The 25645-nt window shown below is 34.6% G+C and carries 21 protein-coding genes; 8 read left to right on the top strand and 13 right to left on the bottom strand.

From position 1 onward, the window contains the following. Nucleotides 1-130 precede the first annotated feature (130 nt). From ACNRYB_RS21000 to moaA, 7 genes are all read left to right on the top strand, one after another. Nucleotides 131-703 (top strand): molybdenum cofactor guanylyltransferase, encoded by a 573-nt coding sequence (locus ACNRYB_RS21000; protein ID WP_473728627.1) that lies wholly within the window; start codon nt 131-133, stop codon nt 701-703. Between the two features lie 5 nt (nt 704-708). Further along, entirely contained in the window at nt 709-1497 is a 789-nt protein-coding gene (cobA, locus tag ACNRYB_RS20995; RefSeq protein WP_129745666.1) for a uroporphyrinogen-III C-methyltransferase, read from the top strand. A gap of 2 nt (nt 1498-1499) precedes the next feature. Further along, entirely contained in the window at nt 1500-1739 is a 240-nt protein-coding gene (locus ACNRYB_RS20990) for a MoaD/ThiS family protein (protein ID WP_129745667.1), read from the top strand. Nucleotides 1740-1742: 3 nt separating this feature from the next. Further along, nucleotides 1743-2804 (top strand): molybdopterin-synthase adenylyltransferase MoeB, encoded by a 1062-nt coding sequence (gene moeB, locus ACNRYB_RS20985; RefSeq protein WP_473728626.1) that lies wholly within the window; start codon nt 1743-1745, stop codon nt 2802-2804. Between the two features lie 157 nt (nt 2805-2961). Next, nucleotides 2962-3393 carry a molybdenum cofactor biosynthesis protein MoaE gene (locus ACNRYB_RS20980; protein WP_066034044.1) on the top strand — a complete coding sequence of 144 codons (432 nt, stop codon included), beginning with the start codon at nt 2962-2964 and terminating at the stop codon, nt 3391-3393. A 9-nt stretch (nt 3394-3402) separates the two neighbouring features. After that, a complete protein-coding gene (moaCB, locus tag ACNRYB_RS20975) occupies nt 3403-4317 on the top strand; it encodes a bifunctional molybdenum cofactor biosynthesis protein MoaC/MoaB (RefSeq protein ID WP_473728625.1) in 915 nt (304 codons plus the stop codon). Next, on the top strand, nt 4304-5311 hold the full coding sequence (gene moaA / locus ACNRYB_RS20970; RefSeq protein ID WP_129745670.1) for a GTP 3',8-cyclase MoaA: 1008 nt from the start codon (nt 4304-4306) through the stop codon (nt 5309-5311). Before moaCB ends, moaA begins: the two co-directional genes overlap by 14 nt. A gap of 123 nt (nt 5312-5434) precedes the next feature. On the opposite strand, the gene ACNRYB_RS20965 is transcribed toward moaA, so the two are convergent. From ACNRYB_RS20965 to ACNRYB_RS20955, 3 genes are all read right to left on the bottom strand, one after another. Beyond that, nucleotides 5435-6094, bottom strand: coding sequence for a hypothetical protein (locus ACNRYB_RS20965; protein WP_473728624.1), 660 nt, complete (start codon nt 6092-6094; stop codon nt 5435-5437). Nucleotides 6095-6226: 132 nt separating this feature from the next. Next, nucleotides 6227-7657, bottom strand: coding sequence for a rubredoxin (locus tag ACNRYB_RS20960; RefSeq protein WP_473728623.1), 1431 nt, complete (start codon nt 7655-7657; stop codon nt 6227-6229). Between the two features lie 364 nt (nt 7658-8021). Continuing rightward, the gene (locus ACNRYB_RS20955; RefSeq protein WP_473728622.1) at nt 8022-11537 is read right to left on the bottom strand and encodes a molybdopterin-dependent oxidoreductase; all 3516 of its coding nucleotides are present in this window, start codon (nt 11535-11537) and stop codon (nt 8022-8024) included. 154 nt (nt 11538-11691) lie between these two features. Here ACNRYB_RS20955 and ACNRYB_RS20950 point away from each other — a divergent pair, with 154 nt between their 5' ends. Next, a complete protein-coding gene (locus ACNRYB_RS20950; protein ID WP_473728621.1) occupies nt 11692-12396 on the top strand; it encodes a Crp/Fnr family transcriptional regulator in 705 nt (234 codons plus the stop codon). Between the two features lie 282 nt (nt 12397-12678). Here the strand turns inward: ACNRYB_RS20950 and ACNRYB_RS20945 are convergent, their stop codons facing one another. From ACNRYB_RS20945 to nirB, 10 genes are all read right to left on the bottom strand, one after another. Further along, a complete protein-coding gene (locus ACNRYB_RS20945) occupies nt 12679-13302 on the bottom strand; it encodes a class I SAM-dependent methyltransferase (RefSeq protein ID WP_473728620.1) in 624 nt (207 codons plus the stop codon). An 8-nt stretch (nt 13303-13310) separates the two neighbouring features. Continuing rightward, the gene (locus tag ACNRYB_RS20940) at nt 13311-14891 is read right to left on the bottom strand and encodes an SIR2 family protein (protein WP_473728619.1); all 1581 of its coding nucleotides are present in this window, start codon (nt 14889-14891) and stop codon (nt 13311-13313) included. Between the two features lie 123 nt (nt 14892-15014). Next, a complete protein-coding gene (locus ACNRYB_RS20935) occupies nt 15015-15380 on the bottom strand; it encodes a hypothetical protein (protein WP_281633271.1) in 366 nt (121 codons plus the stop codon). Between the two features lie 138 nt (nt 15381-15518). Continuing rightward, complete coding sequence (locus ACNRYB_RS20930) at nt 15519-16778, bottom strand: alginate export family protein (protein WP_473728618.1); 1260 nt, start codon at nt 16776-16778, stop codon at nt 15519-15521. A 95-nt stretch (nt 16779-16873) separates the two neighbouring features. Continuing rightward, a complete protein-coding gene (locus ACNRYB_RS20925; protein WP_473728617.1) occupies nt 16874-18358 on the bottom strand; it encodes an MFS transporter in 1485 nt (494 codons plus the stop codon). Nucleotides 18359-18457: 99 nt separating this feature from the next. Further along, complete coding sequence (locus ACNRYB_RS20920; RefSeq protein WP_473728616.1) at nt 18458-19117, bottom strand: response regulator; 660 nt, start codon at nt 19115-19117, stop codon at nt 18458-18460. Between the two features lie 622 nt (nt 19118-19739). Next, entirely contained in the window at nt 19740-21548 is a 1809-nt protein-coding gene (locus ACNRYB_RS20915; protein ID WP_473728615.1) for a sensor histidine kinase, read from the bottom strand. Between the two features lie 6 nt (nt 21549-21554). After that, on the bottom strand, nt 21555-22139 hold the full coding sequence (locus ACNRYB_RS20910) for a DUF4202 domain-containing protein (protein ID WP_473728614.1): 585 nt from the start codon (nt 22137-22139) through the stop codon (nt 21555-21557). Nucleotides 22140-22275: 136 nt separating this feature from the next. After that, complete coding sequence (nirD, locus tag ACNRYB_RS20905) at nt 22276-22653, bottom strand: nitrite reductase small subunit NirD (protein ID WP_473728613.1); 378 nt, start codon at nt 22651-22653, stop codon at nt 22276-22278. 221 nt (nt 22654-22874) lie between these two features. Then, nucleotides 22875-25388, bottom strand: coding sequence for a nitrite reductase large subunit NirB (nirB, locus tag ACNRYB_RS20900; protein ID WP_473728612.1), 2514 nt, complete (start codon nt 25386-25388; stop codon nt 22875-22877). Between the last annotated feature and the right edge of the window lie 257 nt (nt 25389-25645).

The following is a 25645-nucleotide window of genomic DNA, read 5'->3' as shown; positions in this document are numbered from 1 at the left end:
TTAAAAAAATAATTTGTGAAAATTTGTGTAATTCGTGGTAAAAAAATCAACACAAAGTATTTAAAGAAATCTTTTTAATCCTTTTAATCTGTGGCAAGAATAGACAAAAGAAACCTGAAATAAGAAAACTATGAAAACACTAACAGTATTTATTCTTTGCGGAGGAAAAAGCTCCAGAATGCAGTCAGAAAAAGGATTGGTTTTGTTTCAGGAAAAACCATTCATTGAGCATATCATTCAGGCAATTTTGCCCATTACAAACCATATAAAATTAATCACGACTTCTAAAGAATACGATTATTTAAACTATGAAAAAATACCAGATTTAGTTGAAGATAAAGGTCCGTTGGGCGGAATTTACACTGCTTTATCACATTCAGAAACCGAATTCAATCTGATTTTAAGTTGTGATATTCCGTTGATTTCAACTGAATTATTGCAGGAATTAATTTCAAAACATACAAGTGAGGCTGGAATTACAGTTTTTGCTTCCGAAAGTAAAACACATCCATTAATCGGAATTTATTCTAAAGAAATTGTTCCAATTATAAAAAAAGCGATTGATTCAGATGAATTGAAAATGATGGATCTTCTTGCGAAAGTGCCGCATCAGATTATCAATATAGAAGAAAGTGAAAACTTTCATTTGACGAATATTAATTCGGCAGACGAATTAGACGATTTGAATATCAATTTAAGTTAAGGATTATGCAAAGCTTAAAAACACCCAAATTGACAATCGTAGGCGCGGGCCCAGGCGATGTTGAATTGATTACGATGAAAGCCATAAAAGCTTTAAAAAGTGCCGATGTAGTTTTGTATGATGCTTTGGTAAACGAAGAATTGTTAGAGTATGCATCGAATGCAGAAATTGTTTTTGTTGGAAAACGATTAGGATGCCATGCTTACACACAAGATCAAATTAACGATTTGATTGTTTCTATGGCAAAAACTCATGGACATGTTGTTCGTTTAAAAGGTGGCGATCCGTTTGTTTTTGGAAGAGGAAGTGAAGAAATCGAATTTGCAGAAGATTTCGGAATTGAAACGGCTATTGTCCCTGGAATTTCATCTGCTTTAGGAGTTCCCGCTTCGGTTGGAATCAGTTTGACACAGCGTAAAGTAGCCGAAAGTTTCTGGGTTATTACAGGAACAACTTCAGACCATAAATTGTCAAAAGACATTCAATTGGCATCAAAATCAGCAGCAACGGTTGTTATTTTAATGGGAATGCATAAATTGGATGAAATCATTTCGATTTATCAAGAAAACAGAAATGATGATTTACCAATTGCCATTATTCAAAACGGAACAAAAAATTCAGAGCAAAAAGTAATTGGAACTATCAATACAATCACTAAATTGGTATCTGAAAAAAACATATCATCGCCGGCGATTATTGTGATCGGCGAAGTCGTAAGAAATACATCAAGTTGGATTTCGTATTTTCAGGAACACTTTGATGACGAATTTATTTTTCAGAATTTAAATTTATAAAAATGATTGAGGTTAAATATTTTGGAGCTGTTGCCGAAAAGACAAAATGTGAATTCGAAAAATTATCTTTTTCAGAAGAATTATCATTGCAAAAACTATTGCAGGATTTAAACGAAAAATATGAATTCGAATCGTTGACTTTCAGCGTAGCAGTCAATCAGAAAATAGTTCCCAAAGCTGTAGATTATGCACTGCAGACCAATGATATTGTAGCTTTATTACCGCCGTTTGCTGGAGGATAAATTATGAGTACAGATAAACGATATAACCGACAAATTATTCTTTCGGAAATAGGAGAAGAAGGCCAGCAGAAATTAGCAACAACAAAAGTTTTGGTAATTGGTGCTGGAGGTTTAGGCGCTGCAATTTTGCCATATCTGGCTTCTGCAGGAGTCGGAGAAATTGGAATTGCAGATCATGATGTTATTGAAATTTCGAATCTTCAGAGACAAGTAATTTATAAAACTGATGCTATCGGAAAATCAAAAGCAAAAGAAGCAAAAGCAATGATTGCTGAATTGAATCCTTTGGTTAAAGTAAAAGCAATTTCTGAAAAAGTATCTGGAAAAAATGCCATTTCGTTATTTGAAAAATATGATATTATTGTTGATGCAACAGACAATATTGCAATCAAATATTTAATAAACGATGCCTGTTTGGTAACTAATAAGCCAATGGTTTACGGTTCAATTTTCAGATTTCAGGGACAAGTTTCGGTTTTCAATTATCAGAATGGCCCAACATATAGATGTCTATATCCCGATGAAAATTTAAATGCACTAAATTGTGAAGAAGCCGGAGTATTAGGAGTTTCGGTTGGAATTATCGGAATGTTTCAGGCAAATGAAGTTTTAAAAATGATTCTCGGAATTGGAAACGTTTTAAGCGGAAAAATATTGGTTTATAATACGCTGAATAATGAACAGCAAAAGTTCGATTTCGAGAAAAGTGATATTCAAACCATAACCAGAGAAGCATTTGAAGAAAAATACAATAAATGTGAAGTTGAAGAAGTAAGTTTTGAATTGGTTTTGAATGAAATGGATAATGATGAGGTTCTTTTTCTTGATGTTCGAAATACAGATGAATCGCCAAAAATTAATATAAAAAATCAGATTCAGATTCCGTTGATGCATTTGGAAAAAAAAATTGAAAAACTGGATAAAAATCAGAAGATATATGTTTTTTGTCAATCTGGAATTAGAAGTAAAATTGCGTTCGAATTGCTTCAAAGGCATCGATTTAAAAATATAAAAAGCATTGCTGGGGGAGCTTTAGCAATGAAGCAATTATTAAAGAGGAAATAAAAATATAGCCACAAATTAGAATTTTAAGTTAGATTGTCACCCTGAGCGGAGTCGAAGGGCATTCCAATTGAACGTGGGCTTCGACTCCGCTCAGCCTGACAAAAACTAGTGTAAATCATTGTAATTCGTGAATTCGTGGCTATAAAAAAAATAAAAAATGAGTAAAAATGTATTTGTAGAAGGACCAATTTCTCCCGAATTTATCGCAGAATCGATTGCCAAACATCAATCGAAACATACAATTGGGGCACATAACATCTTTTTAGGACAAGTTCGTGCCGATGTTATTCACGACAATACCGTCGTGGCAATTGATTATTCTGCCTATAAAGACATGGCAAATGAAGCATTATATGCCATTAGAGAAAAAGCTTTCGCTAAATTTGATTTAACCTGCATGCACATTTATCACAGTTTGGGCGTTGTAAAAGCAGGCGAGATCTGTTTGTTTGTTTTTGTTTCGGCTACGCGTCGCAAACAAGTGTATGAAGCCACAGAAGCCATCGTTAATTGGATAAAAACTGATGTGCCGATTTTTGGCAAAGAAATGTTTGAAAATGATACATTCACTTGGAAACAAAATACCTAAGAAATTATAATGGTAGATATTACGCATAAAATAAGCACTTTAAGAGTCGCAACCGCAACCGCAATTGTAAAAGTTAGCAAACAAGAAACAATTGATGCCATTGTGAATAATTTAGTGCCAAAAGGAAACGTATTTGAAATGGCAAAAACGGCTGGATTATTTGCGGTAAAAAATACGCATTTGTCCATTCCAGATTGTCATCCGCTTCCAATTGAGTTTACTTCGGTTGAATATCAAATCGAAGGATTGGAGATTCACATTATTTTCAAGGTAAAAACGGTTTACAAAACAGGAGTTGAGGTTGAAGCCATGCATGGCGCATCTATCGTAGCCTTGACAATGTATGACATGTTGAAACCAATTGATAAAGAAATTGAGATTTCAACAATAAAATTAATCAATAAAGAAGGCGGAAAATCGTCTTTCAAAAATAAATTTCCGAATGCGATAAAAGCGGCGGTTTTTGTTTGCTCCGATTCGATTTTTGCTGGCGATAAAGAAGATCGTTCAGGAAAAACAATTGTAGAAAAACTGGATTCTTACGGAGTTGAAACTTCTCATTATGAAATCATTCCAGATGAATTGGATATTATTCAAGAAAAGACAAAAGCTTTCGCTAAAGAAAATCAGCTGGTAATCTTTACAGGCGGAACTGGTTTGTCTCCAAGAGATGTAACGCCTGAAGCTTTAGAACCGATTTTAGAAAGCAGAATTCCAGGAATCGAAGAAGCCATTCGCAGTTACGGACAGCAAAGGATGCCGTATGCCATGCTTTCCAGAAGTGTTGCCGGAACTTTAGGTAAAAGCCTAGTTTTGGCATTACCGGGTTCAACAAATGGAGTAAGAGAATCTATGGATGCTGTTTTTCCGCACGTAATGCACGTTTTTCATATTTTAAAAGGAAAAAACCATGACAGCCTCTAACACAATTTTGACGGACGGTTTCGGGCGCAAGCATAATTATTTGCGCATTTCGCTGTTGGAAAAATGCAATCTGCGTTGTACGTATTGCATGCCAGCAGATGGAATCGCATTATCTCCAAAAGCCAGCTTAATGACGGCAGATGAGATTTTTGCCATTGCTCAGACTTTCGTAAAAAATGGTGTTGACAAAATCAGGTTAACAGGCGGAGAGCCTTTATTGAGAAAGGATTTTCCTGAAATTGTTTCCAGATTATCGACTTTAGATGTTTCACTTTCAATAACAACAAACGGAATTTTAATAGATCGTTGCATAGACGTTTTAAAGCAATTTAGTGTCAAAAAAATCAATTTGAGTTTAGATACTTTAGTTTCATCTAAATTTCATACGATAACGCTTAGAAATCAGTTTGAGAAAGTGATTGATAATCTGCATTTGCTCCTAAATAATGATTTTCAAGTAAAAGTAAATGTAGTTTTGATTAAAGGTTTTAATGATAATGAAATTGTCGATTTTGTAAAATTGACCCAATTTCTGCCTATTTCTGTTCGTTTTATTGAGTTTATGCCGTTTGCTGGAAACGAGTGGGACAGGAGTAAAATGGTTTCGCAGAAAGAAATCTTATCTTTAGTAGAAACTGATTTTTCTTTAGACAACATTCAAAAACTGGAAGACGAAAAAAACTTTACTTCAAGGAATTATAAAATAAACGGTTTTCAAGGTGATTTTGGAATTATCAGTTCTATTACAAATCCGTTTTGCGATAGCTGTAATAGAATCCGCTTGACGGCTGACGGAAAAATAAAAAATTGCCTTTTCTCCAATTCAGAAACTGATTTGTTGACTGCTTTTAGAAATGGAGAATCCATAACAGATTTGATTTCAGAATCGATTCAAAATAAAAAGAAAGTCCGCGCTGGAATGTCGACAGTAAATGAGATTAATGATCCTACTCTTCATTCAGATAATCGTAGTATGATCGCAATTGGAGGGTAAATTAATTATTAATTGTGAATTATTAATTGTGAATTGTCTGGCTGAGTGAAGTCGAAGCCTAATTCGCAATGACTCGTTGGAGCGTAAAAAAAGGTTTAACTTAAAGTCAAACCTTTCTCATAACTATTTTTTCTTTTTAGCTTTCGCTTTTTTCTGAGCCTTTGCTTTCTTTTCAAGTTTCTTGGCTTTCGCTTTTGCTTTCTCTTTTTTAGCCTTTTCTTTTTTCTTCTCAGCTGCTTTTAGTTTTGCTTTTTTAGCTTTTTCTAATTTTTTAATAACAGCTTTAATCGCTTTTTCTCTTTTCTTTTCTTTTTCTTTTTTTGCTTTAAGTTTAGCTTTCAGCTTCGATTTTATATCGTTTTTTTCTTTTCCAATTTTTTCAATAGTTACAACAGGTTTGTTTTCTTCAAAAGGTACTGGAATGTCATTGGTTTTAATTTCTACGATTTCAGAAACGATAGGTGCTGTTTTTGCAGGTGCTGTTGCCACTTTTTTTACAGTTGCCGATGGAGTCGTTTTAGAAGCAGCTCTTACAGGAGTTTTTGCGGCAGGTTTTACAGTAGCAGCGGGTGCTTTTGTAGCTGTTGATTTCGCAGCAGGCGATTTTGTAGTAGCAGTTTTTGTAGAAGAAGTCTTAGAAGCTGATGGTTTTACAGCCGTTCGAGTAGTTCTTCTAATTGTTGTCTTAGTTTCTGGTTGTATTTCTGTAGTGCTTTCTACAGCTGTTTCTGCTGGAATATCGGTAACTTTTTCAACAGAAGATTGTGTTGTTCTTTTTATCATAACTGTATTTTTTTATTGAATAAATCGATGTTAACTAAATGGTTTTAAAGCTTTTGAAGTATGCAGCTTTACCATAAATTCTTAGTTAAGCTAAATATACGCAATTTTTGGATACATAAATTATAGAACTTATTAATTTTCAATAGTTTCCAAAATCCTAAAATTGCTTTTTGGCGCTTCGCAAAGAGAACAGCAATACGTTTCTGGGAGATTTTCAAACAAAAGGCCTTTTGGAATACCTTGCGTTTCATCTCCATATTCAGAATTATAAAGCGTTAAACATTCTTGACATTGGTAAATATCCTGCTGTGGTTTTTCTTTTTTCTGTTGCTTTTCAGTAGTCTCAGATGCTGTATTTCCTAGTTCTTCAAAATATTTTCGGCTTAATTCAATTAAAATGGTTGGCAGTTCGAGTTTGTCAATATCTTGCGAATGCACAATGTATTCACGTGTATTTGGGTCGAAATTCTTTGCAAATAATACATTATAAGTATCTCTGATTTTGATCGATTCTAAAGCTACCGGAAGTTCATTTTTTTCGATTACAATCGAAGTAAAATAATGTCCGTCGCGATTGTATTCTGAAATTCCAAAATTCAATCCGTAAGTACTGATATCGAATTGATCTAATGTTCTAACTAGAAAAGTTTTAAGATTTAAAGCCCATTCCATTGCAACGGGTAAATGCCAGTTTAGTTCTAATAGCGAATGGCGAACGTTTATGCCACGTTTTCCTAGGAATTTTTCCCACTCCAGTTTTCTATCTTTCGGAATTCCTTTTATAATGAAGGATTTCCAAGGCGTGATACAGATTTTCCCAATTTTGCATTCAAAACACAAATCACACATTTCTTTTAAGAAATCTAAATCGTAAAGATTGTTTCGCCAATACAATCCCAACCAATATTGATCGATTCCCATTCTATTCATTCCTTCGTAATACGGAAATGGATAAAATGGAATATTTAATGGCTTGTCAATCGTTCGGTTATTAGTATCTAAAGCTTCGCTAACTAAAGCAAAAAGCGTTTCTATATCTGCTGAATCTTCTTCTGCAATTTTTTCGATTTCATAATAAATCTTAGCCAAATCCCAACTGTAAAGCAAAACAGGATAAACTTCCATTTTCTCCCATTTCGTAAGACGAATGTACAAATACCAATAATCTTCGTGTTCTGAAGCAATGAAATTCAAATGTCCTGTAAACAAAGGAACCAATTGCTGTTTCGGGTCGGTTATATTAACTTTTAGTTTAGGCTGTTCTTTGAATTCTTCTAAAATATAGAGAAAACGATTTCCAGTCAGCCAATTGGTATTTCTGAAAATATCAGTTGAAACATAAGACGAAACAATATTATTCCCGCTTTTCTGATCTGGATAAACAAAGTGATGTTTCCCTAAAGTAGTTTTATCCAAAGATTTGAACCCTTTTGGAAAAATAATATCCTGTCTAGAACCAAACGAAATGGAATCCAGCTCTTCTTCCAAAGCGATATTTACAACTTCTCGTAATTCTCCCGGCGATATAACGCCTCCTTTTACTATTAATCTTGTTAGTTCCATTTTGTTTCTTTTGTTTCAGGTTTTCTTTGTTTCAGGTTTTTTACAAGGTTTGTCAGGCTGAGCGGAGTCGAAGCCCAATTCCAATTGGAGCGCCCTTCGACTCCACTCAGGGTGAAATTGCGTTGTTTCAAGTTTCAGGTTTTTGGGCTGTGTTGATTTTAACGCAGAGTTCACAAAGTTTTTTCGCAAAGGTTTTTAAGGTTTACATTCTTTATCATAAATTGTTTTCTATCGAAAAAGTTCACAAAGCTTGACTAAAATCTATTCTCAAAGCTTTGCGAACTTTGTCTACTCATTAAGAATCTATCAAATAAACTTTGCGCTCTTTTCGGTAAAATTTATGTTCAAAGTAAAGCAACAAAACTCATTTACACTTTGCCAATATTTCCTTAACCTCCGTTTTACAGCTTCCGCAACCCAATCCTGCGCCTGTATTTTTGCATAATTCTGTAAAATCGTTTACGCCACTTTTAATGGTTTCTTCAATGTTTCCAGCTCCGACTTGACTGCACGAACAGACTAATTTTCCTAAAACCGGTTTTGCATTAGAACTTCCTCTCAAAAGCGTATTTCGTTTGTCTGATAATTCGATTTTGCTTTCAATCATCGTTTTGAATTCGGCAAACTCATTTTTATCGCCCATTAAAATGGCACCAACCAAAAGATCGTCTTTTACGATACATTTTTTATAATAACGTTTTTTAAGATCGGCAAAAACAATTTCTTCATACGAATCATCATTTTCTGGAATCGTAATATCGCCGATACTGCAAAGGTTGATGTCTTCTAATTTTAGAATATTCATTAAAATCGAACCTTTGTAATAACTGCTGATATCACCCGCCAAAAAGTTAGCCAAGATATCGGCCTGTTCTTCTGCAGCAGACGTGATTCCGAATAGTTTATTGTTGAATTCGGCTATTTCGCCAATTGCAAAAATATCGGGATTTGAAGTCTGCAAATACTGATTCACTTTTACGCCTCTTCCGCAGATTAAACCGCTTTCTCGAGCAATTTCAATGTTTGGAATTGTTCCAATCGTATATACAATCGCATTCGCAGTCAATATTTTACCACTTTTTAAAGCAATTTCGATCTCATTTGGATTATCGGTTTCAAAAACGGTGCTGACTTCATTATCAAAATAAATCTGAATGTCACGAAGCTGTACTTCTTCGGCTAATAATTTACTTGAAATTAAGTCTAATTGTCTTTCCATTAAACGAGACGCACGCTGGATTATCGTTGTTTTTACCTTTTTATGTTTTAAAGCGGCAGCCAATTCTAATCCTAACAAACCACCGCCAATAATGACAACATGCTGTTCTTCTGGTGGAAGATTGGTGCTGTCTAAGTGTTTTTTCAAACGGTCTGCATCTTCTTTTCTTCGAACGGTAAATCGGCCGGGAAGATGAAGCTGTGCATTTTCCGGAACAAAGGGACGGCTTCCAGTAGCTAGAATCAACGAATCAAAAGTATGCGTTTCGCCTTGACTGTCTTTTATAATTTTATTTGCAGTGTCTATTTTATCAATAGCTACTCCGGCTTTCATCGTTATTTTTAACTTATTGAAAGTTTCGCCGTCTTTGACTTTTAAAAGTTGTTCCCAAGTAAATTCTCCCGTCATGTATTCAGGAAGCAAAACACGATTGTAAAACGGATTCATTTCATTAGAAAAAACAATAATTTCATCAGTCGAATTGAACTCACGATAGTTTTGAATGAATCGGAATGAAGCTGCTCCGGCGCCGACAATGGCAATTTTTTGAAATGGTTTTATATATTTTTTAATCGAAACGGTCGTGAACTTAAAATCGGGTTCTTTTGAAATTGGATCTACAACAGTATTCGTTAAATTATTGGTTCGGTTTAAATCATTTTCGAGTTGTTTTCCCCAATGCATGGGCAGAAAAAGAACTTTTTCTTTGATTGCGTCCGTCACTTTCGCTTTTACACGAACTTCGCCATTTTTGCTAGAAACGGTTACGATATCACCATTTTTAATATCGTTTTTAAAAGCATCAATTGGATTTATTTCTAAAACCGGACTCGGAATATGTGTTAACAAGCGCGATACTTTTCCGGTTTTCGTCATTGTATGCCATTGATCGCGAATTCTTCCTGTTGTTAAAATAAAAGGGAATTCGGCGTTTGGCTGAACCGATGTATTTTCGATCGAAACGGGTAAATTAAAAATCGCTTTTCCTGAAGGAGTATAGAATTTTTTATCTGTAAACAATCTCGGGGTTCCCGGATGATTGTAATCAGGAACTGGCCATTGAAACGTTCCTTCGTTTTTTAAACGATTGTAATTTAAGAATGAAATATCAATATTGGTATTTTTGGTAAGTGCACAATGTTCTTTATAGATTTCTTCGGCACTGTTGAAATTAAAGCCGTTGAAATTCATTTTTTTAGCAAAACGAATCAAGATTTCAATATCTGGAAGCGCTTCGCCTGGAGCATTAATTCCTTTTGGAAGATAGGAAATGCGACGCTCTGAATTGGTCATCGTTCCTTCTTTCTCTAACCAACCCGCTGCAGGCAATAGTAAATCGGCAAATTTGGCTGTATCCGCATTGTGTGAAATATCCTGAACCACCACGAATTTTGCATTTTTAAGTGCTTTTTCTGCTCTTCTAGAATCGGGTAAACTCACTAACGGATTGGTGCAGATAATCCAAACGGCTTTCATTTTTCCAGATTCTAAGGCTTCAAACATTTCTGTTGCCGTTAAACCCGGTTTATCGGAGATTTCGTCAACGCCCCAAAAGTCAGCAACTTCTTTTCGATGCATCGGATTTGCGATATCTTTGTGTGCGGCTAAAAGCGTAGCCATTCCGCCCACTTCACGACCGCCCATTGCATTTGGCTGACCTGTTAATGAAAAGGGACCAGAACCCGGTTTTCCAACTTGCCCTGTTAATAAAGATAAATTCAGCAATGCTGTATTCTTATCAACGCCAACAGCGCTTTGATTGAGTCCCATTGCCCAAAGCGAAATAAATCCTTTTGCTTTCCCAATAATATCGGCAGCAAGTTTAATGTCGTTTACGGAAATCCCGCAAAGTTTAGAAGCTTTTTCAAGAGAAGTGCCTAGAACTAAATCTTTGTATGGTTTGAAATTTTCAGCGTGATTTTTAACGAAATCATGATCTACATAACCTTTTTCGATAATGCGTCTGGCGATAGCATGATATAAAATAATATCTGAACCTGGAATAATCTGCAAATGCAAATCGGCGAAAGCGGCAGTATCGGTTCGTCTTGGATCGATACAGATTATTTTAGTTTTCGGATTTTTCTCTTTGTGTTTTTCTAATCTTCTAAAAAGAATAGGGTGGCACCAAGCGGGATTTGCGCCTGTAATTAAAAACGTGTCTGCCAATTCAATATCATCATAAGCAATCGGTACAGAATCTTCTCCAAAAGTCTTTTTATAACCCACAACTGCAGAGCTCATGCAGAGTCTGGAATTAGTATCTATATTGTTGGTTTTCAAAAAACCTTTTACCAATTTGTTGACTAAGTAATATTCTTCAGTCAAACATTGTCCCGAAATATAAAATCCAACGCTGTCTGGGCCGTGTTTTTTTATGATAGAAGAAAAAACAGCAGCGGCACGATCCAAAGCGGTATCCCAACTCACTCGCTCAAGCGGATAGGATTTGTTTCCGCGCATTTCAGGATACAGAATTCGGTCAGACGTATCATTAACTACGTAGTGCAAGTTCATTCCTTTAGAACATAACATTCCTTTGTTTACAGGATGATCTTTATCGCCTTCTACCATCACGCCATTTTTAGCATCGTTGGTTACAATTATACCACAGCCAACGCCACAGTAGGAACAGGTAGTTTTGATCTTCGTAGTTTGCATTACGTTTCGTTTTTAAATAAATCACTTACTTAAGTCGAAACAAAAATAAGTATTTTTTAAGTATTAATACTTAATTTTTGATTTATTTTTTTACTTTTGATAAAAAGAAATGAGGAACAACAAATTAGTTTTTAATTGCTAAAAATGAGAACTCATGAAAGAAGAACAAGCTGTATGTTATTCCTGTACAAATGAGAATTGTTTCATCAAGAAACACTTGTATTTGGAGCAGATGACAAGTTATATTTCTAAAAAACAAAACATTATCTGCAAAAAATCGGATCAGTTTATAACGGAAGGTTCGCCTTTGCAAGGCCTTTATTTTATTCGCAAGGGAAAAGTTAAAACGGTAAAAACAGGAATTAACGGTCGTGAACAAATAGTGAGATTAACCACGAATGGCGATATAATAGGTTTCCGAGGATTTGGAACAAGTAAGAAATACTTAATTGGGGCTTATGCGCTTGAAGATACGGTTTTGTGCAATTTTAGCAACGAAACCATGCGCGAAATTTTGCAGCATGTTCCAGAGTTTACTTATGCTTTAATGTTGTTTTATGCCGAGGAATTAAATAAAAGCGAGAATAATATTCGAAAGATTGCTCACATGAACGTCCGCGAACGTGTGATTGATTTACTGCTTTATATTCATCGCAAATTTGGACAAAGGAATGGTTTGATTGATATTGAGCTTTCGCGAAAGGAAATTGCAGATTTTGCTGGAACTACAGAAGAACAGGCGATTCGTGTTTTGTCTAGTCTTAAAAAAGAAGCATTGATTAAAACGGAAGGAAAACGTGTTGGGATTTTGGAAGTTTCAACCTTGCGAGCTGAAATTATGGAGCACAAATATTTTTGATTTGAGGCTCTAAGTTGCTAAGATTCTAAGATGCTAAGGTTTTGATTTGTGAGATTATTGTAGAGGCGCACTGCAGTGCGTCTCCACGTAGAAGTGTTTCATTTTGGAATAGATTTTTAAGGTTTTCTAACACATAGAAACATAGAATTTGAAATCTGTCGAAAAAGATTATTTTAAAAATCTAGATTTTTACACATAGCTATGTGTATTTATGAAAGTGAAACGCCTTTAAGCGCATTGGAATCTATGTTTCTATGTGTTAAAATTATTACGTACAAATATTTATTTTTTCCTTCCCACAAATCGAATTACAGAACCCGTTCCGTTATGAAATAAACCTTCGTTGAGTTCGATTTCTTTTTCTTCTAATTCGATGATTTCGTAGTTCGGAAAATCGGTTTTGATTTCTTCTATTGAAAAAAGAGATTCAACGTCTTTTGGTCCGCCTACTTTTTCATTTTTGGTTACATATTCTAAATGTTTTTTGCTGAAAGCTTCAAAAATAATAATGCCGTCTTTTTTTAATAAAATATTCAGCTGTTTATGAATATCCGACTTAATTTCTGCTGGAAAATGGGCGTAAATTAAGGCAATGGCATCAAATTGATTTTCTTCAAAATCTAAAGTTTCTAATTCTCCAACCTGATAATCAATCGAAACATTGTTTGCTTCAGCAAGTTTTAATGCCTTATTTCTTCCTTCTTCACTAATATCAAAGGCGGAAACATTCCAGCCTAGTTTTGAGGCAAAAATGGCATTTCGTCCTTCTCCTTCAGCGGGGAAAAGAATCGTACTAGGATTTAGTTTTTCAATTTGTTCTTTTAAATAATTATTGGGTTCTTCGCCGTATGCGAATTCTTCGCTTTTATAACGGTCGTCCCAACGTTGAGTCCAGTTGTTGTTCATTATATTTTTTAGTTTGTTTTGATGCTAATGAATAATAAATAATCATATAAGCATATAAGTTTTCTGAAATGTGTGCCTAATTTACTGTCGTTGATTAAATCAATATTGGCTTCTAGATAATTTTTTAATTGTTCTAAATCTATTTTTTCTGGTGATAATAAAGGAGTGTATAATAATATATGGAGCTGATTATTTGTCTTTTGTAACTCTTCAAAAGATGAAAAAATTTCATTTATTTCATCTAATTTTTTGGCATAATGTTTCGAAGGATAAAAAGACTCTATTTTTACATCATTCACTTTTTTTATAAATGCGGGAGAAAATTCTTTGATATCACTATTTTCGTCTATTTTTCCGAATTCGTTTAAAAGACCTGCGGCATTCAGGTGCTTAAAAAATGGAATATATGTTCCCATTAATGAGGGTAAACATAAAATAGAAATTTTTAAAGGATCCCAATTCCTTGATATTATTGAATCTATTAAAACATCTTTAAGTTCTATCCCTTTTATTCCAACTTCTGCAAATCTATCTTTTAAGCCTACTCCATAAACAAATTCAGCTTCATGTAAATTTTCAATATCGTCTAAATTATCAGCTACGTATATTTTAGATTTTGAAGAATTAGATTTTACAAAATCATACACCATCCCTTTCATTTGTCTCAAAATTTTTATAGGCAATTTTCTTTTATTGTTAGCAAGTATAGTATAAACATCAATAAAACTATTCAAGGTAATAAGTTTCAATGGAATTACTGTGTCAGAAATTAGAATTGTACTATCAATTATTGTAGTTTGCGTAGCTGAAGAATTCCATTGGCAAAATATTAAACGATCTTTTAATTTGCTTATGTTTTCTTTCGTTAAGCATTTAATGATTGATTTTAGAATGGATTGGATATTTTTGTCGTCTAGGCTGTAACCAATAAAGATTATAGGATTCTCAACAAATATTGTAAGTAGTTTTGAAGCGAGATATTCATTTCTCTCTTCGAAGTTTTGATAATCTTCTTCAGTTAGAACTAGTGAATTTGGTTGGGAAGAACAGCCATGTATTTTATAAATTTCACCAATTGAAAATAGTTCTGAAAAAATTAGTTCTTGTTGTCCAACAAATTTTTTAAAATCAGGGAATAGACTTTCAAGTAATTGGTCCCAATTAGTTGTGATAATTCCATCGATATTGATTTTTTTTAAAAGCTTAATTTCTTTTTCAACTATATCTTCCGTTAAAAGTTGCATTTTTTTATTTATTTTTTGTGCAATTTCATATTTTAACGGTGAAAATTTACTATTTGCTAGAGTTTCGAATGTTTGCCTGCTTTCGATAAATTCATCAGCACTCCACCATATCTCATTAAATTCATTTCCAATCAAGGAAGCAGCTTTTGGTAATTGTGAGTCAGCATTAGATTTATAAAAATTATAAGGTTTTGGTAATTTTAGTTCTTCACAAATTTCGCTTAACAATAATTCCCATGTTGGAAGACCTATATATCTTCTTGAAAATCCCGAACCAATGAATAAAAAAGGAGCAGTGGAAAATTTAGCAATATGTTCTTTGAATTGGTTTGTGAATGTTTCCATATTTTAGAGGTTAATTGGTTGATAAATACCAAATATACTTATTAACTATAATTTATTTTAAAAAAAAAACTGCCCTTTTTCTGTTTTGAAAAGGGCAGTTTATATATTTAGATTTCTTTAATCTTAGCCAACAAATTTTGTTTCACCACTATTAATGTCGATTTCAGCAAAATTATGTTTTCCGATTACGATAAGCAGTTTGTCTGAATTATAACCTACATATCTAATTTCAGGTTCTCCTTTTTTTGGTTTTCCGCAAACAGAAATTACATTAGTCTGCCATTTCAATTTGCTTCTTTTGTAGGCCGAAATGGTTTGCAAATCGTTTTCAACATAATAAACAATGTTGTTTTTTTTGATTCCTCTTTTTTGCGTTTTTGCAAAGTTTATTTCTGAGTTTTTAGAAATTAAGGCATCATTGTACTTTTGAGCGATACCTGTCTGCGTGACAATAAAAGTCACCAGAGATAATTTAAGAAATGGTTTCATTAGGATAGAATTGGGGGTTCATAATCGATTCAAATATAAATAATTAAATGATATAATAACTTTTCTAGTAGACAAAAAAAATACCCTTTTCCAGAAATAGGAAAAGGGTAAAATATATAAGTCAATTTTAAAGAAAAACTATTTTTTCCAGCTAAAAATTCTTGGATTGACAGAAACCATAACCCAAGCCCAATTGTTGGTATGATTGGCATCTCCGTTTTTGATAAATTCCATCGTTTTAGAGCCAAACATTTGAGAATAACCTCCTGTAACCGTGATGTCTTTTTTGAAATTGTAGCCAAAAGAAGCATCGATTTCAGTTCCTAAATAAGAGTCCATTTTTTCATTTAATGGCGTAACAACATCTGCTGCTGATAAAAACACATGCGGACTTAAGCCAAACTGCCATTTGTTTACATTATAACTCAGTTTGATAAAGACATCTTGCAAACCTACACTGTTTAAGTGATTTCCAACATAGAAATAATCCATAAAACCATTAAAGCCATGGTTGGTTCCAAAAATAGGATTAAATGATTTGATTACTGCACTTCCGTCATTTGTCGCTTTTCCTGATAAAAACTCGTATCCTAAACCGGCTTTAAAAGAATCGGTTACGCTGTAATTAAAGTTTGCTGCAGCATTCCAAGCGCTTACTTCCAGATCTGTGCTTTTTCCAGTTTGTCCGTAGAACCATAAATTGCTATCTATTTTACTGTTTTTGAAAGTTAAATAAGGCCCAAAAGTTTGTTTGTAATCTACTAATAATTTAGCATCGGCATTCGCATATTCGTACCCAGTGTTCAATAGTAAGAAACTTAAACCAAATGGATCGCTAAATTGGTTGTGATACCAAGCATATTGCATTGCTTTATAATTGGCAACGGTATAAGGTGTTTGAAAAGTATTTTCGGCAGTTGAATTATAGGCTCCTCCAAAATCTAATTTTTGTTTTTCGGACTTGTAAGTAACGGTTAACGCATCGTGGCTTTGACCTTGTTGCGCCCAATCCATTTCACCAAGAATACGCTGATTATCGTAAGAAAGAACCTGACGCCCCATTCTGGCACTCCATTTTTCAGTGAAATTATATTGTGCCCAAGCCTCGAAAACAGCCACACCATTTTTATCAGCAACTGTTGCCGGAGGAACATCTCCCCATGTTCTCGTGTTTTGCAAAGTTAATTTTACGATTAAATCATCTTGCTTGAAATTAATGCCAAGGCGAGAACGCTGCGAAATTTGTGAAGTTCCTTTTTGTCCTTCTGGAAGAAGGGTTTTGTAGCCGTTGCGATATTCAAAACGTGGCCTAATTTGCAGATTTACATCTAATTCTTGAGCTTGTATTTCAAAACTTAATCCTACGATAAGTATTAAAATTAGTTTAAGTTTTTTCATAAAATTATTAAGGTTTTATCGAAGGTAAAATTATAAGAAAAAGCTGTTTTTTATTATGATTTCAATCATATTTATAATTTTTTTTTAATCTAAGTCTAATATGCAGGCTCTAATTTTGCTCTACTTACTTTAACTTGTTTCTTCTTAGATAATTGTGTTATAGTGTAATGCATCCAAACAAGACATGCAGTTGAAAAGATTAAAATGAAGATCCATGAACTTGACCAGATTCCAGTTGCAGTTAAAAGATATCCGAAGATTATTGGGCCAAAGAAACCGCCTAATCCGCCGATCATTCCAACCATTCCGCCTACAACGCCAACTTCGTTGGGGAAATATTCTGGAATATGTTTGTAAACTGCCGCTTTTCCAATTCCCCAAGAAATCCCGATTAGAATTACGAGAATCAAGAAAACCCACATGTTGGCATCAAATTTAATAACCGTTACTCCTTTGGCAATGAGTTCTTTTTTCGCAACACTTTGATTGTGTGATACAACTACATCCTGCCAGCTTGAAGTGGTTGGGAAAATCGTATTTTGAGCTGTATTTGCTGTTTTTTGTGCAATTGGATATTCTTTATCTCCAACTTTTACGGTTTTATCGCTGATTTGGTTTACAACACCTTTTTTAGTTGCCAAGATTCCAGGACCAGAAGTCGTAATTTCCATTTTTGGAATTGATAATAATGCGCTTAAAATTACTGAAGAACCCAAAACCCAATACATTACTTTTCTAGCTCCGAATTTATCAGATAGATAACCTCCAAAAGCTCTGATTACACCTGATGGCAAGCTAAACATAGTGGCAAACAAACCGCCCATTACTAAGCTAGTTTGATACACATTCATGAAATTTGGTAGCAACCATTGTGAATAGGCCACAAAACATCCAAAGACCAAGAAATAATAAGCTCCGAATCTCCAAACTCTTTGTGATTTTAAAGGCACAAGCATTTGTGAAACCGTTTTGGTACTGCTTTCTGGTTTTTTGTTTTGAGTGAAAAGTAAAAAGGCAATGCCAATTACAACCAAAGAAACAGCATAAATAACAGGAAGAATTTTCCAGCCATTTTGCGGATCATTTACTGAAAAATGATTTAATAATGAAGGTGCTAAAAATGTTGTAATGGCAGCACCGGCATTTCCCATTCCGAAGATTCCTAAGGCACGTCCTTGCCATTCTTTTGGATACCAAATTGAAGTGTAGCCAATTCCAACTGCAAAGCTAGTTCCCACCATTCCGAAGAAGAAACTAAGTAAAGCAAACATGAAAAAACTGTCTGCGTAGGGAAGGAGGAAAAGCGGAATCGAACTTAATAAGAGTAAAAGTGAAAAAACATATTTGCCTCCAAATTTATCGGTTAAGATTCCTATAGGAAGACGCATAATTGAACCTGTTAGAATCGGAATTCCTAAAAGCCATCCAACTTGAATAACATCCCAATGGAAAATTCCGTTATCGACTAAAAAGGTTACTAAAACCCCGTTTAATGTCCAGCAGGCAAAACACACTGTAAAAGCCAATGTGTTCAAAAATAAAATTTTGTGTGATTGCGATAATGAGTTTGTCGTTTTCATAGTACTTATATTTTTTATCAAAATTAAGTACTATAACTTAGTTAAAAGATGCGAAAACGCAGTTTTAGAAAAATAATTACGTATTTATACGTATTTTTTTTAAATTAAAGAATACTCAGTCGCTTTATTAGAAAGTTCCATAAGGTTTTTCACTTTCAGTTTTTTCATTAGATTGAAACGGTGCACTTCAGCTGTTCTTTTACTAATGTCAAGTGCTTCAGCGATTTCTTTGTTTCCTTTTCCGGATAATAAAAGTGTAAGGATTTCTTTTTCTCTTTTGGTAATCATCATTTCTTCGCCTAAAGTTTGCTTAGGTTCTAATGATGTTGATGAATTAGTTAATTGGCTAATTAATATAGAAGAGATGTCTCCGCTGAAATATTTTCCTCCAGCTGAAACGCTGTGTAATGCTTTTAAGAATTCTTCTTTTGAAGAACCTTTTAATAAATAACCATCGGCGCCCGCTTTGATAGATTTCAATACGTATTCTTCAGATTCATGCATCGAAAGCATGATGATTTTTACGCTGTTTTTTTCGTTTCTAAGTTTTTCTACTACCTCTATGCCAGTTAAGTTTGGCATACGAATATCTACTATAAGTAAATCAGGATTTGTTGCGGCAACGATTTCAAGCGCATCTGCACCATCAATTGCTTCGCCCACAACCTCGATGTTTGCTTCGTTTTCCAATAAAGATTTGATTCCGTCTCGAACAAAAACATGGTCATCTGCCAGCACTACACGAATGATATTACTCATAATTTACTTAATTTAGATTCTAGATTTTTACGTATATTCATCTATAACGAAGACGCTAATATACGTACTTTTTTTAAAAGTAAATTCCAATATTAAAATTTCTAATGTTGGAATCTCCAAATTTCAAAGTATTTATGGGTTTAACTTTGTCAAAGTTTAAAACTTTGACAAAGTTTTTTTGTACAGTTTTCCCACCCAGTTTGTCATCCTGAGGAACGAAGGATCTCCGCAAGTAGCTCTACAAAGATTGGTGATTTTGATTGTGTTTTCTTTGCACGCAGATTCCGCAGATTTAAACAGATTTTTTTATTGTAAAGCTGTAAAGATTGTGGATTTTGATTGCGGAGTTTCTTGTGTGATTCTTCGTTCCTCAGAATGACAAAAAAGACGTTAAGTAAATAAGTCGTCTTTTGAAAACGAGTGCCCGCGAGAGGGATAGGAGCAGTCCGCCGCAGCGGAGCGGATAGCCCGACAGTATTAGGAAAAGTGGGCGAATATAGACAAAGTATGTTTGCCCACTTTTTCTAATACTGGCTCGCCCTAATTAATTAGAAAATGAGATAATGTGTCAATTAGATAATTCTTAGAATGCGTTGAATAATTATCTAATTTTCTAATTGTCTCATTTAAGAATTGGAATATTGAACGTAATTCTCGTTCCTTCTCCAGGAATTGATTTGATGAAAACACGTCCGTTGATGTATTGAATGCGTTCGTTCATGAATAATAAGCCCATTCCGGATTCGCTGTTGCGTTTTTTGTCTACTGAATTGATGTCAAAACCTTTTCCGTTGTCATCGACGATGATGCTTAATAGGGATTCACTATGCGAAAGCTGGACGATGATATGAGTTGATTCGGCATATTTTATGGCATTGTTGATGGCTTCTTGCGTAAGTCTGTAAATATTGATTTCGATTAAGGAATCTAAACGCTGATCGAAATCGGTTTTATTGTAGAAAAGGATTTCTTTCCCTGTAAGTTTTGAAAGTTCCTGAGTAAGTTTTGATAATGATGAAACGATTCCGTGATCGCTTAATTCTGGTGGCATTAGATTGAAAGTTGCCGTGCGGACACCTTTTATAATGTCTAGTGAAAGTTTCTTTAAATACTCGATTTTTTGCTCGGATTTTTCTCGGTCATCCAAATTGATACTTTCTAAACTGAATTTTAAACCTGTAAGCATTTGACCAATTCCGTCGTGAATTTCTTTAGCGATTCGGTTTTGTTCGTTTTCCTGATTTTCAACTATTTTGCTTGAAATAATCTTTTGCTGATTGATTTTTTCGGTTGTGTTTTCAAGGTTTAGACGCTCGACTTCGCGCTGTGCTTTTTTGCGTTCGGTGATGTTGAAACAAACGATCAAAAGTTCTAGTTCGTCTTTTTTGATCATTACAGGAACCATTGATAAATCTAGCCAAATGGTTTGATTTTCTTTGTTTAAAATACTGATTTCGCCTTGCCATCCACTGCGCTGTTTTTCGAAAATGAGTCGGTCGAAATTAACTTGTTCTTTTTCGTCGACAGTTAAAACTTCTGAGAATTTTTTGTTAGAAGAGAATTTGGTGTAATTGAGCAATTTGGCAAATTTTTCGCCGATATGAATTATGGAACCGTCTGGTGAAATTCGGCAATAGAGTAACGTGTTTTCCATTGCATAATTGAGCGATTTTAATTCTTTTACGGAGTTTTCTTTTATTTCGCTTAGGATTTCGGTGTCGTATGCGAGTTTTAACGCTTTCTTTTCTGATGATAGAAGTTTGGCAATTAATCTTTCGATTTTCTTGTTGGTTGGTTTGAAAATGAAGAAGAATTCTAGAAGTAGAACAAGTAAAGTGAATCCGAAAATCCAGTATTCGATTCGTCGTTGTTCGGTTACTTTTTCGTGTGCTTCGAGATCGTATTGGGTTACGATTTCATTCATTTTGGAAAGGAAATTGCCTTCGTTTTCCAGAATTGTTTTTACGTGTTTTTGATTTTCGGCTGATTGTTTCTTTTGTTTTAAATTCTTTAAAAACGAATCGGTTGCTACGGCAATTTTACTGAAAATCGGATTGATTTCCAGATATAGTTTAGAAAGTGTTTCTGATTTTTCTTTTGGAAAAGCCAGACTGTCGTTTCCGTTTTCAAGTGCGTTTTGGTTCTTTTTCCACAGTGCCAAAACTTCTTCTAAATGTGAAATTTGTTTAACAGATGCGGTATCAGAAACGAAATGCAGAATCAGAACTTCTTTGACGATTTTCTGACTCAGCATTCGCTGTTTTCCTGAAAAGTTTATGATTTTAGAATCGCTTAACTGCTGATTCAGATTGTATTGAACTAAAAACTGACTAATGATTATGGTTAAGGCAATAGTAAGAAGCGCAAAAAAATACAGACGGCGTAAATTTTTGAAAGTGATTTTATCTTCTTCCTGATTGCTTTTTTTCATACGGTTTTACAATCCCAAAGAGGCTTTTATGAGATTCAAATTTTCTTCAGAATATTTTATTTTTAATGCTTCCTGATGTCCTTTGTCCGACATTTTATCCCAGGTTTTCTTGATGATGTTTTTTAGTTTTTCTTCATCATGTTTGTGAACGAAAGGTTCTAAGTAATATTCTAAAAACACGAGACATATAACGTCTTCGAGTAATTGCGTTTCGGCATCTTTTTTAAGTAGTTTTTTCTCGATTAAGAAAGAAACACGATCGATAAACGTTTGATCGTAACCTGCTTTTTCAAGAATTTCAGCAGTAGTTTTTGCGTGGAATTTTTTCAATTCTTCTCTCCATTTCAAATAACCCACACGATCCATTGGGTACGATTCGCGAGCGACTTTCCATCGGCAGATATGTTGGGCTTTTGAAGCAATCTGAATTTCTTCGGATGCATTGGGCTCAAAATCCATAAGTCTTTTGTACATCCTGTCAGAATACAATAATTCTTTTGGATATTCTTTGTTTTGGTCGGTTTCTATGTTTGGGTCTTGTGCGTTTTCGGCATCAATCCATTCGCTTGCTTTCTGAAAAGGTGTGTTCATTTTTTTGGTTAAGTAATAGATTTCAAAGATACGGAATTAGTGGAAAAGTCGAAAGTCTAAAGTGAGATGAAAGAAGGAAGAGGCAAGACTATATAGGTTTTCAAATCTTGCTTCTTGCTTCTTGCCTCTTAAAAGTCTAATCTACAAACCCAACAAATACTTCATTTTCAACGATTTTTATTGGATACGTTGCTATTTTATAATCGTCTCCGTTTAGGTTTGTTCCGTCTATTAATGAAAATGTTTTTTTATGCATCGGACACGCAATTTTCGGAATATCATCAGCAGATCCTGTCATTCCTCTTGAAAGAACCATTTCCATTTTGTGCGGGCAGGCGTTTTGGCAAGCGTACCATTCGTTTCTGCGTGTGAAATTGAAAATGGCGATTTGTTTGTTTTTGTATTTGATGCATCCGCCTCGATTGGTTGGGAAATCTTCAACTTTACCTGCTTTGAACCAAATTGTAGCGTCGCTTGCGTGAACTGTTTCGTATTGATTTAAGATTTCTTCCATTTTGTTTTTGTTTTGATTTCCTGTTTCTTAGCCCTCTTTTTACAATCAAGAGAGATTTGATGGCGCAGTAAAAAAGAGGGCAAGAAGGACAGCAAACGTTTGTGATTTTTTTCTTTTTTTTGGAGCTTGATGTATTGCCGCCAAGGCGTAAAGGCGCTAAGTTTTTTTAAGTTTTTTTAATTTGACTTTGTGACTTTGTGTCTTTGTGGCAAAATATTTTTTTAAGTCCAGGCTTTTGGCATTTTTTGATCTCTTAGAGGAACAAAAACAGCATTGTCGTCTTTTTCGTCTGAGTTTATGAAATGATTGAAACGTTTTAATAATCTTGGTTTTTCCAGCACTTGTTTCCACTCGCATTCGAAAGTGTTTACCAAAGTCTGCATTTCGGCTTCTAGCGTTTCACAAATTCCTAAACTGTCTTCAATGATTACTTGTTTCAAATATTCTAAACCGCCGTCTAATTTTTCTAGCCAAGTTGATGTTCGAATCAGCGGACCAGCGGTGCGGATGTAATACATTAAGAATCTGTCCATGTATTTGATAACGGTTTCTTTGTCGATTTTTTCTGCTAATAAAACCGCGTGTTTTGGATTTGCACCGCCATTTCCTGCGATGTATAAATTCCATCCACCTTCAACGGCGATTAATCCGAAATCTTTTCCGCGTGCTTCTGCGCATTCGCGAATGCAGGCAGAAACTCCACCTTTTAGTTTATGAGGAGAACGGATTCCTTTATATCTATTTTCAAGTTCGATGGCAAATCCGGCGCTGTCGTCCATTCCGTAACGGCACCAAGCATTTCCGACACAGCTTTTTACGGCACGAAGTGATTTTCCGTAAGCATGACCGCTTTCAAAGCCGTTGTCGATTAATATTTTCCAGATTTTTGGCAAGTCGCTTAAATGTGCTCCGAATAAATCGACTCTTTGCGCTCCTGTTATTTTGGTGTATAAATCGAATTGTTTTGCTACTTCGCCAATAACGATAAGTTTTTCTGCGGTAATTTCGCCACCGGCAACTCTTGGAACAACAGAATAGGTTCCATTTCTTTGAATGTTAGCTAAAAATCTGTCGTTTGTATCTTGAGTTGTGACGTGTTTGTTAGCGGTGTCATTATAAATACTTGAGAAAATGGAAGCAACAACGGGTTTACAGATTTCGCATCCATCGCCTTTTCCGTGATGATCCAGAACGTCGTAGAAATTCTCGTATTTGTTGATTTTAACCAAATCAAATAATTCCTGACGTGTGTAGCTGAAATGCTCACAAATAACTTCTTTAACTTCTTTACCTAAAGATTTCTGAGTGGCTTTTACCAAATCAGAAACCATTGGTTTACAACCGCCACAGCCCGAAGTTGCTTTGGTTGCTTTAACAACATCTGAAAGTGAAGCACAACTTTCGTCTAAAATTTTACAGCAGATTGCGCCTTTGGTAACATTTTCGCAAGAACAAATTACAGCTGTATCTGGCAAATCCATTACGCTTCCTAAAGACGAACCTTCAGATCCATCACGAGAACCTAAAATTAGATCTTCTGGATTTTTAGGCAATGTCATTTCGTTGATATAAATCTGGAAAAGCGAATTGTAATCACTGGAATCTCCGACTAAAATTCCGCCTAAAAGTGTTTTAGAATCTTTGGTGACATTGATTCTTTTATAGATACCGCTTAATTTATTTTCATAAATAATTGCAGTTACATTTTCATTTTCAATGAAAGGATCACCAAAACTTGCCACTTCAACACCAATTAATTTTAATTGTGTTGACATATCGATGGTTTCTCTCATGATTTTATCGCCATTTAAAATTTGCTCGGCAGCAACATCGGCCATTTCGTAACCTGGCGCAACCAATCCGTAAATATTATGATTGTAAAGTGCGGCTTCACCAATAGCAAAAATGCAAGGATCTGATGTTCGCATTTGATTGTTTACCACAATTCCGCCTCGTACACCAACTTCAAGTCCAGAAATTCTAGCCAGTTCGTCGCGAGGTTTAATTCCAGCAGATATAACTAGCATGTCTACTTTTAACAATTCGTCGTTGGCAAACATCATTCCAGTTATACTTTCCTTTCCGTCAATATATTGTGTTGCTTTGTTAAGATGAATTCCAATATTTAATTCTTCAATTTTAGACTGAAGCATATCGCTTGCCCCTTGATCCAATTGTCTCGGCATTAAGCGAGGTGCAAATTCCACCACATGCGGATTCAATCCTAAATCTCTAACCGCTTTTGCAGCTTCTAATCCTAAAAGGCCTCCGCCTAAAACAGCTGCTTCTGTAGCGCCTTTGATTTTTATTTTTTTGGCGTAAGCCATAATAGCATCTAGATCTTCGATAGTTCTGTACACAAAAACACCTTCTTTTTCTACTCCTTCAATTGGCGGTACAAAAGCCGAAGAACCTGTTGCCAAAACTAAGTGGTCGTACGTATGTGTTTTGCCTAAGTGTGTATGAATTGTTTTTGAGTCACGATTAATATCTGTAATTAGCTCAGATGTGTTTAGAATAATATTGTTTTCTGTGTACCATTCGGTTGTTGATAATGATAAGTCATCAGCTGTTTTACCTCCGAAGTATTCGCTTAAGTGAACGCGATCGTAAGCTCTTCTTGGCTCTTCTCCAAATACTGTGATTTGATACTTTTCTTGTCCTGATTTTGCAACAAACTTTTCGCAAAATTTATAACCAACCATGCCGTTTCCAACTACTATTACTCTAATCATGATTTCTTTAATTAAGTATTACTACGCAAATATAAGTATTTATACTTATATAAATACGTAAATTATTTATTTTTTAATCGTAATATGTGTTTTTGGACTACGTATTTTAGCTTGATCTTTTACGTAGTGCGGGTTTTGAGAGAATTTAAAGAGCATTAAAAGTTTAAATTTGAAAAGAATCTAAATAAGGAATTCAGAAAAATGTCGTAAATTCATAAGAATTTTATTGATGTTTTGTTAAAAAGAAACGATTTAAA

Source organism: Flavobacterium sp. CR10 (assembly GCF_055814415.1).
Note: the sequence above shows the minus strand (reverse complement) of the source record. Positions and strands in the feature narration are given on the sequence as shown.

What these genes read in the sequence shown, in the direction of transcription:
- ACNRYB_RS20950 (WP_473728621.1), top strand. Translation starts at nt 11,692, where the DNA reads ATGAAAGAAGAACAAGCTGTATGTTATTCCTGTACAAATGAGAATTGT.
- ACNRYB_RS20945 (WP_473728620.1), bottom strand. Translation starts at nt 13,302, where the DNA reads ATGAACAACAACTGGACTCAACGTTGGGACGACCGTTATAAAAGCGAA.
- ACNRYB_RS20980 (WP_066034044.1), top strand. Translation starts at nt 2,962, where the DNA reads ATGAGTAAAAATGTATTTGTAGAAGGACCAATTTCTCCCGAATTTATC.
- ACNRYB_RS20930 (WP_473728618.1), bottom strand. Translation starts at nt 16,778, where the DNA reads ATGAAAAAACTTAAACTAATTTTAATACTTATCGTAGGATTAAGTTTT.
- ACNRYB_RS20965 (WP_473728624.1), bottom strand. Translation starts at nt 6,094, where the DNA reads ATGATAAAAAGAACAACACAATCTTCTGTTGAAAAAGTTACCGATATT.
- ACNRYB_RS20940 (WP_473728619.1), bottom strand. Translation starts at nt 14,891, where the DNA reads ATGGAAACATTCACAAACCAATTCAAAGAACATATTGCTAAATTTTCC.
- ACNRYB_RS20935 (WP_281633271.1), bottom strand. Translation starts at nt 15,380, where the DNA reads ATGAAACCATTTCTTAAATTATCTCTGGTGACTTTTATTGTCACGCAG.
- cobA (WP_129745666.1), top strand. Translation starts at nt 709, where the DNA reads ATGCAAAGCTTAAAAACACCCAAATTGACAATCGTAGGCGCGGGCCCA.
- nirD (WP_473728613.1), bottom strand. Translation starts at nt 22,653, where the DNA reads ATGGAAGAAATCTTAAATCAATACGAAACAGTTCACGCAAGCGACGCT.
- moaCB (WP_473728625.1), top strand. Translation starts at nt 3,403, where the DNA reads ATGGTAGATATTACGCATAAAATAAGCACTTTAAGAGTCGCAACCGCA.
- ACNRYB_RS20925 (WP_473728617.1), bottom strand. Translation starts at nt 18,358, where the DNA reads ATGAAAACGACAAACTCATTATCGCAATCACACAAAATTTTATTTTTG.
- nirB (WP_473728612.1), bottom strand. Translation starts at nt 25,388, where the DNA reads ATGATTAGAGTAATAGTAGTTGGAAACGGCATGGTTGGTTATAAATTT.
- ACNRYB_RS20920 (WP_473728616.1), bottom strand. Translation starts at nt 19,117, where the DNA reads ATGAGTAATATCATTCGTGTAGTGCTGGCAGATGACCATGTTTTTGTT.
- ACNRYB_RS20960 (WP_473728623.1), bottom strand. Translation starts at nt 7,657, where the DNA reads ATGGAACTAACAAGATTAATAGTAAAAGGAGGCGTTATATCGCCGGGA.
- ACNRYB_RS20910 (WP_473728614.1), bottom strand. Translation starts at nt 22,139, where the DNA reads ATGAACACACCTTTTCAGAAAGCAAGCGAATGGATTGATGCCGAAAAC.
- ACNRYB_RS20915 (WP_473728615.1), bottom strand. Translation starts at nt 21,548, where the DNA reads ATGAAAAAAAGCAATCAGGAAGAAGATAAAATCACTTTCAAAAATTTA.
- moaA (WP_129745670.1), top strand. Translation starts at nt 4,304, where the DNA reads ATGACAGCCTCTAACACAATTTTGACGGACGGTTTCGGGCGCAAGCAT.
- ACNRYB_RS21000 (WP_473728627.1), top strand. Translation starts at nt 131, where the DNA reads ATGAAAACACTAACAGTATTTATTCTTTGCGGAGGAAAAAGCTCCAGA.
- ACNRYB_RS20955 (WP_473728622.1), bottom strand. Translation starts at nt 11,537, where the DNA reads ATGCAAACTACGAAGATCAAAACTACCTGTTCCTACTGTGGCGTTGGC.
- ACNRYB_RS20990 (WP_129745667.1), top strand. Translation starts at nt 1,500, where the DNA reads ATGATTGAGGTTAAATATTTTGGAGCTGTTGCCGAAAAGACAAAATGT.
- moeB (WP_473728626.1), top strand. Translation starts at nt 1,743, where the DNA reads ATGAGTACAGATAAACGATATAACCGACAAATTATTCTTTCGGAAATA.